7 protein-coding genes are annotated in these 9,906 nt (G+C 36.4%); 5 read left to right on the top strand and 2 right to left on the bottom strand.

What is annotated here, in order from left to right; genetic code table 11:
• Nucleotides 1-601 (top strand): neutral zinc metallopeptidase (locus Q0L68_RS11490; protein ID WP_296703123.1); only part of this gene is annotated, 601 nt, incomplete at its 5' end.
• 7 nt (nt 602-608) lie between these two features.
• Here Q0L68_RS11490 and Q0L68_RS11485 read toward each other — a convergent pair.
• Nucleotides 609-1,835 carry an Nramp family divalent metal transporter gene (locus Q0L68_RS11485; protein WP_296703122.1) on the bottom strand — a complete coding sequence of 409 codons (1,227 nt, stop codon included), beginning with the start codon at nt 1,833-1,835 and terminating at the stop codon, nt 609-611.
• 84 nt (nt 1,836-1,919) lie between these two features.
• On the opposite strand from Q0L68_RS11485, the gene Q0L68_RS11480 reads away from it, so the two are divergent.
• The 4 genes from Q0L68_RS11480 (at nt 1,920) to Q0L68_RS11465 (ending at nt 7,129) form a co-directional block, all read left to right on the top strand.
• The gene (locus Q0L68_RS11480; RefSeq protein WP_296703120.1) at nt 1,920-2,933 is read left to right on the top strand and encodes an alpha/beta hydrolase; all 1,014 of its coding nucleotides are present in this window, start codon (nt 1,920-1,922) and stop codon (nt 2,931-2,933) included.
• Nucleotides 2,923-4,167 (top strand): DNA recombination protein RmuC, encoded by a 1,245-nt coding sequence (gene rmuC, locus Q0L68_RS11475; protein WP_296703117.1) that lies wholly within the window; start codon nt 2,923-2,925, stop codon nt 4,165-4,167. Before Q0L68_RS11480 ends, rmuC begins: the two co-directional genes overlap by 11 nt.
• Before the next feature lie 164 nt (nt 4,168-4,331).
• Entirely contained in the window at nt 4,332-5,678 is a 1,347-nt protein-coding gene (gene trkA / locus Q0L68_RS11470) for a Trk system potassium transporter TrkA (protein WP_296703115.1), read from the top strand.
• Between the two features lie 2 nt (nt 5,679-5,680).
• Complete coding sequence (locus Q0L68_RS11465) at nt 5,681-7,129, top strand: TrkH family potassium uptake protein (protein WP_296703112.1); 1,449 nt, start codon at nt 5,681-5,683, stop codon at nt 7,127-7,129.
• On the opposite strand, the gene Q0L68_RS11460 is transcribed toward Q0L68_RS11465, so the two are convergent.
• Nucleotides 7,126-9,585: a ligase-associated DNA damage response DEXH box helicase gene (locus Q0L68_RS11460; protein ID WP_296703110.1), complete on the bottom strand. Its 2,460-nt coding sequence runs from the start codon at nt 9,583-9,585 to the stop codon at nt 7,126-7,128. The genes Q0L68_RS11465 and Q0L68_RS11460 overlap by 4 nt on opposite strands.
• Between the last annotated feature and the right edge of the window lie 321 nt (nt 9,586-9,906).

Here is a 9,906-nt window from a genome sequence, read left to right as displayed (position 1 = left end):
CTTAGCCGATACCGAGGATGTTTGGAACCAGGAACTTGAGAATTACAGGAATCCAACTTTGGTTTTTTTTACAAATTCAGTTGCTTCTGCTTGTGGAAATGCATCCGCGTCCACGGGGCCGTTCTACTGTCCTGCTGATGAGAAATTGTATTTAGATATCAGTTTTTTTGAAGATATGGAGCGTAAGTTAAATGCCCCCGGAGATTTTGCTCAAGCCTATGTTATAGCTCATGAAGTGGGTCACCATATTCAAAAAATTATGGGAATTACCGATCAGATTCATAGCCTAAGAGGAAAAGTAAGCGATACAGAGTATAATCAATATTCAGTTAGATTGGAATTGCAAGCCGACTTTTTAGCAGGTGTTTGGGCTCATTTTAGCCAAGATTCAAATGGTTGGTTAGAAAGCGGGGATTTAGAAGAGGCACTAAATGCTGCCAATGCAATAGGTGATGATCGTTTACAAAAACAAGCGGGTGGAAGAGTAGTCCCTGATTCTTTTACTCATGGTACTTCTGCTCAGAGAATGAAATGGTTCAAAAAAGGTTTTGATACAGGAGACATAAGTCAAGGAGACACATTCAATGCATCTGATCTATAATTTCTTATTACCAGATTCCAAAAACAGCTCCAATACTTTTTAAACCTAAAACTAATGTAATTATCCAGATTACTGAATAAAGAATATTTGCTCTTAAACTACTTTTCAGATTGCCCATGATTGATTTTTGCGCTCCAATCCAAATAATCCATCCACTTATGAGTGGCAATAAGATTCCATTTGCAAGTTGAGAAAGAGTGATTAATTGAACAGGTTTAATTCCAAAAGATGCGAATATCAGTCCTAATACCAATATGACACTCATAGATCTCCTCATGGGGGAGGATTTTAGATCTTGATTCCAACCGGCTATTCCACAAACTACTAATCCTGCTGCAAGTGGAGCTGTAAGGGAAGAAGTGAGCCCAGCTGCCAAAAAACCAATTCCCATTAAATATTTGGCTAAAGACCCAAAATATGGTTCTAAACCTCTTGATACATCTATTGCGTTACTTACATCTGTACTTGTATTGGCTGCACCAACCATTAAAATAGCCATAGAAACAATGCCTCCTAAGATTACCGATATGCCTATGTCTTTTCTCATCCATGATATTCCATCTGATTTTTTCCATCGTTTATTGGCCAAACTAGCATATAGAAATAAATTGTAGGGAACTACAGTCGTCCCAATCAGGGAAACAATGGTAAGAAATTCATTATTATCCCAAGAAGGAATAAAGCCTTCCAAAACTCTATTCCAGTCTGGTTTGGTAAGAAAAGCTGTTATCGTAAATGCTATGGACATTAAAATAACTAAGCCCACTAATAACTTCTCAAGACTTTTGTAGTTTCCAAAGTATAGTAAGATCAAAGCAATAGCTCCAATTAGAAAATTTCCAGTCTGAATATTTATGAAGCCTATTTTGAAAATTGGAGCCTGCCAGAAAATTTCTAAGCCGAGGTTAGCGCCTGTAATGTTGCCTGATTCGTATGCCGCATTTCCAAATACAATTGCCAACAATACCAATACCATAGACGTGTACTTGAAAAAGGTATTTGATTTTCTATTTCTAAGTAATTGGCTTAAATCTTGTCCAGTACTTATGCCAATTCTCCCGGATATTTCCTGAAGGGTTAGAGTGGCTAAAATGGATAATACCAGTGCCCAAAGTAAGGAATAGCCAAAATTAACACCTGCCAGTGTGCAAACTGTTACCGTGCCTGGTCCAATGAAGGCAGCTGCTATGACGGGGCCTGGACCAAGGTTTCTTAAAAAGTTTCTAAATGACAATTTCTATTTTTTTATGCAAAATAGAGATTTAAGAGATTTTTTGTAGTTTTTACTTTAAAGCATTTGAAAGGATTAAATTAATATATGATTTGGATCAAAAGAGTAGTTAAGGTTTTAGCAACACTAGTACTATCATGTGTCTTCTTTTTGATGCTTCTTTTCAGGAATGATATTTCCAAAGAAGAAGTAGATCAAAAATATGCTACTCCTCAATCTCATTTTATCAAAGTCAATGGACAAAATATCCATGTTAGGATAATGGGTCAAGGTGAGCCAATAATACTACTTCATGGGAGTTTTTCGTCTCTTCATACTTGGGAAAGTTGGCAGGAAGAATTAAGCCCATATTTCATGACTATTTCCTTTGATTTCCCCGGTCACGGATTGACAGGTCCAGATGAATTACAAAGATATTCTATCCAAGATTACAGTCATTTGGCATTAACATTAGCAGAAAATTTGGGGCTGGAAAAGTTTCATGTAGCTGGAAACTCAATGGGAGGTGCAGTTGCCTTGCAAATGGCTTCTACAAGACCCGATAAAGTATTGAGTTTAAATCTTATAGATGCTTCCGGGGCACCAATACCTTCAGTAAGAACTTTAGGGAAAGATGAAGAAAAATCATCTAATACAGGGTTGATTTTTAAGCTTACTTCAAATCCAATCTTCGCAAAATTATTACTGAAATGCACTCCAAAGTTTCTTTTTGCCATGAACATGAAAGAGGTTTATTATGATTCTGAAAAGATCACTGGAGATAAGATTGATCGTTACTATGAATTAATGCTGAGAGATGGAAACAGAAAAGCAACTTTGGATAGATTATCAATTCCAAGAAAATATGATTTTGATTTTGATGTAGTAAAAATGCCGACTTTAATCATGTGGGGAAAAGAAGATAAATGGATTCCCTTAAAGCAGGCTTATTTGATTGAAAATGCTATTCCGGGATCTAGACTTGTTGTTTTTGAAGAAGCTGGTCATGTACCAATGGAAGAAATACCGACTGAAACTGTCGCAGAGTATCTCTCTTTTTTAGGGGTGGAAATCAGGAAAGATTACCTTAAAGGTCCAAATTATTTAACACATGTCCACTGAGATTTTAATAACTCTAGTTTTAGTATTTCAAGCGATTGTAATAGTTCTTATTTTTTTGAACCGGAAAGGAAAAGCTGAAAAGGAAATACTACAATCAGAACTAAATAAGATGAGTAAGGAGATAGCCTTGTCATTAGCTGAATCCCGGAAAGAAGCCAATCAAAATCTTACCTCTCAATTCAGACTTGTTTTTGATAATCAACGTGAAAGTTCCAGAGATCAAAATGAGGCCTTAAAAAGTTTTGGAGAGCTATTTAGAAGAAATGTCCAGGATTTTAATACTCTTCAAAAAGAAAAATTTGATGAATTGAACAAAAGGCAAGAAGATTTGATGAAAGTTACGGAATCTAGACTTGAGAAAATCCGTGTGACAGTCGATGAAAAGCTTCAGAAAACATTGGAAACTAGACTTGGGCAATCATTTGAAATGGTCAGTAACCAATTACAAGCTGTACAAAAGGGGCTCGGAGAAATGCAAAGTTTAGCAAATGGGGTAGGAGATTTAAAAAGGGTTTTGAGTAATGTTAAAAGCAGAGGAGTTCTGGGTGAGTACCAATTGCAGGCAATTTTGGAAAATGTCCTTACAGCAGACCAATATATTTTAAATGCTGCCATTGGAAATTCGGGAAGAGAACGAGTGGAGTTTGCCGTTAAAATGCCTGGTAATGATGCGCAGGTTTTATTACCGATTGATTCCAAGTTTCCTCAAGAATCATATTTAAGATTAGTAGATGCAAATGAAAAAGTTAATAAAGCGGAAATTGATTTTGCTAGAACTGAATTGATTAAAGCAGTAAAAAAAGCTGCTTCAGATATAAGAAATAAATACATTCAAGTTCCCCATACGACAGATTTTGCTATTCTTTTTTTACCTGTAGAAAGTCTATATGCTGAAATTTTAAGGGAACCAGGGCTTTCGCAGCAGATACAACAAGAATATAAGGTTCTGGTAACAGGACCAACCACTCTTTCTGCTATTTTAAATAGTTTACAGATGGGATTCAGAACTTTAGCTATTCAGAAAAGAAGCTCTGAAGTATGGCAAGTTTTAGGAGCGATTAAAACAGAATTCGGAAAATTTGGAGAGTTGATTGAGAAGACTCAAAAAAAATTGGGTGAAGCTAATTCCGAATTGGATAAATTGGTAGGTTCTAGAACGCGGGCAATACAAAGAAAGCTGAAGGATGTAGAAGCTCTCACAGAGGTAGAAAGCTCTAAATTACTGGAGGAATGATTTTTTAATTACTGCTTTCAATAAAAAAAAACTTCAAAAATTTATCATAAAAGGCCAGATTAACTACTTTTCGATCTTAATCGCAAAAGAAATAATCTATATGGCTGAAAACCATGTAGAAAGATGTTAGTTTTGCAGTCGTTTAAATCACTCGAATTACCTCTATGGGGATGAATATAGTGATTGCTGGTGCAGGTGATATGGGATATCACTTGGCTGAGCAATTAAGCTTTGATAATAAGGATATTACACTGATTGATACGGATAGAGAAGTGCTGGAATATGTGGCTTCAAAACTGGATGTATTAACCGTTCAAGGAGATTCTACTTCTTTCGAAGTCCTGCAACAAGCAAATGTTGAACGTGCCAATATGGTTTTGGCTGTAACTACTTCCGAAAAAACTAATATTGTTACTGCAGTTTTGGCCAAGCAACTTGGAGCAAAACGTGTGATGGCAAGGGTTAGAAATCACTCTTATTTAGATCCTGAAAATGTAAACTATTTCAATAACCTTGGAATTGATAATCTGATTTCTCCCACGATGCTTTGTAGCCGGGAGATATTCAATATGATTGAAAATTCCAGCTTCACGGAAGTTTTTGACTTTGGTGGAGGTAAATTGAATATTGTCGGAATTACGCTAGACCAATATAATCCTTTGGTAAATCAAAGGATTATGGATACAAAGACAAACCCCATATTTGAAGACATCCGAATTATAGCCATTCTCAGGGATCAAAAAACAATTATTCCTAGAGGAAGTACTATCATAAGAAATAATGATCACGTATTCTTTATATCGAATAAAAAGAATACTGAAAGTATTATGGAGGTTTTGGGGCAAAAGAAAGTTATCATCAAAAATGTGATGATCATCGGTGGTGATGATATGGCTTTGACCACTGCTTTGAGGTTGGAGGATCACTTCAGAGTGACTCTTGTTAATAAAGATAAGGAGAGATGTAAATGGCTTGCTGAAAACCTCAAAAACACCTTGGTGATCAATGGGGATTATAAAAACATCGAACTATTAGTAGAAGAAGGTCTTGAGCAGATGGATGCATTTTTAGCTTTAACAGAATCCTCTGAAACAAATATTATCACTTCATTAACGGCTAAAAATCACGGAGTATATAAAACAATTGCTCATGTGGATACCCGGGAATACATTCACATTTCACATAGTATTGGAGTCGATTCCTTAATTAATAAAAAGCTTGTAGCAGCAAATGAGATTTCTAGATACTTAAAAAAGGGAACTGTTGATGCAGTTTCAGGAATCTATGGAGTTGATGCGGAATTTATTCAATATTCAGTTTCTAAGATTAATAGATTAATCAAGAAACCTCTCAGAGAATTGCATTTTCCTGATTCAGCCATCGTAGCTGGCGTAATCAGAGGAGAAGAAGTATTTATTCCCGATGGAGATTTTATGCTACAAATGGATGATAAAGCAATCGTTTTAGCACTTCCGGAAGCAAAAATGCCTTTAGAAAAACTTTTTCATTAAGAATGATTCACTTCAAAGAAATTGCAAAAATCATGGGAGCACTCTTGGTGCTCATTGGATTATTGATGCTTCCTGGAGTTGTTTTTTCCTTTCATTTTGAGGAAGACCCTTGGCCTATTTTGAGTTCAGCAGTGATTACCATGATTGTGGGTGGAATTCTGTTTTTCTCATTTTCCAAACAAGATCAAAATATCAGAAAACGGGAGGGATACCTCATTGTATCTCTTAGCTGGGTTTTTATGGCTGGATTTGGAATGCTACCATTTATCCTGAGTCATGAAATCATTTCTTTTTCAGACGCTCTCTTTGAAACTACTTCTGGCATTACTACTACGGGTGCCTCCATATTAAATGATATTGAAGCTATGCCAAAGGGCTTACTTTTTTGGCGTAGCATGCTTCAATGGATTGGCGGTTTGGGGATCATAGTTTTAACTGTTGCAATTTTCCCGCTTTTGGGAATAGGTGGAATTGAACTTTTTGTCGCGGAATCTCCTGGTCCTACTTCTGATAAAGTGCATCCTAGAATTTCAGAAACGGCAAAAAGACTGTGGTATGTTTATGTCGGGTTAACACTAGCTGCTACTTTATTGTATTGGATAGGAGGAATGACTTTTTATGATGGGATTAATCACGCTCTTACCACTCTCGCCACAGGGGGATTTTCCACTAAAAACGCGAGTATGGCATATTATGACTCTGCGTTTATTCAGTACACAGCAATTTTCTTTATGTTTTTGGCGGGTACTAACTTCACTATAATCTACTTCGGTTTGGTAGGAAGATTCAGGAAAGTGCTGAAGAGTGATGAGTTTAAGGCATACGCCTTTGTGGTTTTTGCTATTTCAATAGTTTTGTTCTTTCCGATTTTTGCAAATATTGGAAGTGATCCGGAATTGGCGTTTCGAAAGTCTGCATTTCAGGTAGTTTCACTCATTACAACTACGGGATTTGTTTCGGATGATTATACGCAATATGGTCAAGGGGTAACTTTTATTTGTTTTATTCTTTTGTTTATTGGGGCATCTGCAGGCTCCACGGCCGGCGGAATAAAATTTGTAAGACATCTTACGTTTTTCAAAAACTCCTATTTAGAATTCAAGAGATTGGTTCATCCCAGGGCAATTGTTCCATTGATGATAAATGGTGACAGAGTAACAGGAAGAATTGTAACTCATATCATGAATTTCTTACTTCTTTATCTTTTGATTTTCGTTTTTGGAGCATTCGTACTTTCTATAATGGGGTACGATTTTGAAACTTCACTAGGTGCTGTCGCAACATGTCTCGGAAATGTCGGGCCGGGGATAGGAAAAGTAGGTCCTGTTAATAACTTTGCTTTTTTCTCACCATTTGCAAAAATCTTCCTTTCGTTTATTATGCTTTTAGGAAGATTGGAATTATTCACTATTCTCATCTTATTCACTCCATTCTTCTGGAGAGCTAATTAATCCAATATTTCAAATTGTGATTGAATCTTAACAATTCTATCCTCTATGGATTCAGAAGAAACTGAATTTCTACTTAACCTATCTACCATTATTGGAAAAGAAAAAGGAGTAAATTGGATAGGGTGTTTAACGATAATTCGCTGCTGATTTATTTTTATCATTGAATTAATCATTTTTTCCTTATCCATCTGTTGATTTATAGCTTCCGAATGGGCTTGTTTGAGAAGTAGGTTTTCAGGATCATAAGATTCAAATACCTGAAATAGTAAGCTTGAATTGGCTTGAATATGTTTAAAAGTAGTTGGTTTCCCAGGATAACCCTGGAAAACAAGTCCTGCAATGCTTGCAATTTCCCTGAATTTCCGCCTACTCATTTCGCTTTCATTGACACAATGTCTAATATCCTCATGAATGTTTTCCAATGTGAAAAGGTCTTCTTCTAAAAGCTCTTCGATTGGTATAAGACTATCTGATAATAGCTCAAAACCATAATCATTCATTGCAATACTGAAGGTAGTAGAATAGCTCACGCTGATTCTGTATGCAATCAGAGCGCTCATCAATTCATGAATCATCCTACCTTCAAAGGGATAGAAAAAAATATGATACCCCTCTTTGCTTTGATGAGATTCTATCAGGAAAGTGTCTTTATTGGGAACAATTGAAAGTTTGTTTTGGAGATCCAAAATTGGAAGAACTCTGATGATCTCTTCAGAAATATATTTACCCTGGTTATAAAGCTCGAGGATTTCTCTGATTTTATCAGAAAGCTTTGAGGATAATGACATTCTGGCTCCCATCCAAGAGACCACATTCTTTGTCTTTTTCTCAGATACTTTTACCGTAGCTGTAAGGCCTTTTACTTGCAATAGTTCAAGGCTTCTGCCGGCAAAGAAAAATCGGTCACCAATTTTCATCTTGGAGATAAAATATTCTTCAACACTCCCTAAATACGCTCCATTTTTGAATTTAACTTTGAGCAAGGCATCTGATACAATGGTACCCATTGAAAGCCGGTGCTTCATTGCTATTCTTTTATTTTTGACTTTATAAAGGCCATCTTCTTCCAAGCTAACTTTTAGAAAATCCTCATAGCTTCCCAATGAATTTCCTCCTTTGGTGATAAAATCCATTACCCAGTTCATGTCCCGCCTAGATAGCTTTTCAAAGGATCTGGTAAGCTTTACAACTGAATATAATTTTTTATCATCTAATCCCTCACCAACAGCTAAGGTCACTAAAAACTGGATCAGAACATCATAAGGAAGATCAGGGGGGAACTGAGACTCCATTTCTTCTTTTTCTATGGCATCTCTCAAGGCAGAAGCTTCAATTAATTCCAAAGCATTGGTAGGAACAAAGAATATCTCAGAAGGAGAACCAGGTTGATGACCTGCTCTTCCCGCTCTCTGAATAAAACGTGAAACCCCTTTAGGACTTCCCACCTGAATTACCCGATCCACAGGTCTGAAATCAACTCCTAGATCCAGGCTGGAGGTGCATACAACGAGTTTCAGTTTCCCTTCATGTAAGGAATCTTCCACCCAAGAACGTACCGACATGTCCAAGGATCCATGATGCATAGCTATCCATCCGGCCCAATCTGGCCTTGATTCAAGGATTTTCTGATACCAAATTTCAGTTTGGGACCGAGTATTTGTAAAAAGCAAAACAGTCTTTCCAGCTTCAATGATCGGAATAACTTTATCCAACATTCGAATTCCCAAATGTCCAGCCCAAGGATATTTCTCAATCTCATCTGGAAAAACGGAGTTTAAAATTATTTCTTTTTCAACTTTTGCTTTTATGATGTGAATAGGTAGGTTTTTTCCTAATAATGTTTGAGCAGCCTCGTTTAAATTTCCAAGGGTAGCTGAAACAGCCCATCTTCTAAATGTTGAAGGACAAATAGATTGAATATATTCCAATGCTAATTGAACCTGTACACCTCTTTTATTTCCTACTAATTCATGCCATTCATCCACCACAATTGCCTTGACAGTTTGGAACAACTTGACATGATCTTTTTGAGAAATCAGAATATGTAGTGTCTCAGGAGTGGTGATAAGACATTCAGGAGGTCGCCGCTTTAAGGCTGTACGAGTTTTAGAATCTGTATCCCCATTTCTGACTGCAACTTTCCAGGGCAATCCAATAGCATCACACACTTCCTGCATGGCAAGTTGGATATCCTTGGAAAGGGCTCTTAACGGGGTAACCCAAATTAATTGAATCCCATTGTTTTTAGGTTTTTTCCAACTATCAGGATTCTGACTTATATATTCTAAAATTACAGGAAACCATAAAGCAAATGTCTTCCCTGATCCAGTTGGAGCATTTAATAAACCTGATTTACCATCCAGAAAATCATTCCAGGTTTGTACTTGAAAAGGGAAGGGCTTCCAACCTTTCTCCCGAAAGTAGTTATAAGCAATCTTCAGCCGTATTTCTTCCATAGAATTAAAAATTGGGATCAGAGAAATTAAAATGTCTGAATTCGATGAAGAATACTATTTTTTGTAAGAGATTGACAGGTTTTCTTTTCAAATCTTGCACATGTTATAATTCAAAAGGATTTGTTTCTTTAGGTCTTGGTATTTCTAATAGTTTAATTCAATTTTGAATTTACAAAACATACACAATGTGAAAACGTTTCACTTTGTAAAGAATTTACACATGAAAAAAATAGTTTTAGCGCTAGTTATTGGGGTCTTATTTTATAGTTGTACGGAAACTGAGCGGCCATCAAGATATGTTCAGTCTACTATTTATGAGTT

It is taken from the genome of Algoriphagus sp., from assembly GCF_024642405.1.
GTDB lineage: Bacteria > Bacteroidota > Bacteroidia > Cytophagales > Cyclobacteriaceae > Algoriphagus.
This window is presented reverse-complemented; position numbering and strand designations above follow the sequence as displayed.

Excerpts from the sequence above, each read along its gene's own strand:
- Q0L68_RS11465 (WP_296703112.1), top strand. The coding sequence starts at position 5,681 with ATGATTCACTTCAAAGAAATTGCAAAAATCATGGGAGCACTCTTGGTG.
- Q0L68_RS11460 (WP_296703110.1), bottom strand. The coding sequence starts at position 9,585 with ATGGAAGAAATACGGCTGAAGATTGCTTATAACTACTTTCGGGAGAAA.
- rmuC (WP_296703117.1), top strand. The coding sequence starts at position 2,923 with ATGTCCACTGAGATTTTAATAACTCTAGTTTTAGTATTTCAAGCGATT.
- trkA (WP_296703115.1), top strand. The coding sequence starts at position 4,332 with ATGGGGATGAATATAGTGATTGCTGGTGCAGGTGATATGGGATATCAC.
- Q0L68_RS11480 (WP_296703120.1), top strand. The coding sequence starts at position 1,920 with ATGATTTGGATCAAAAGAGTAGTTAAGGTTTTAGCAACACTAGTACTA.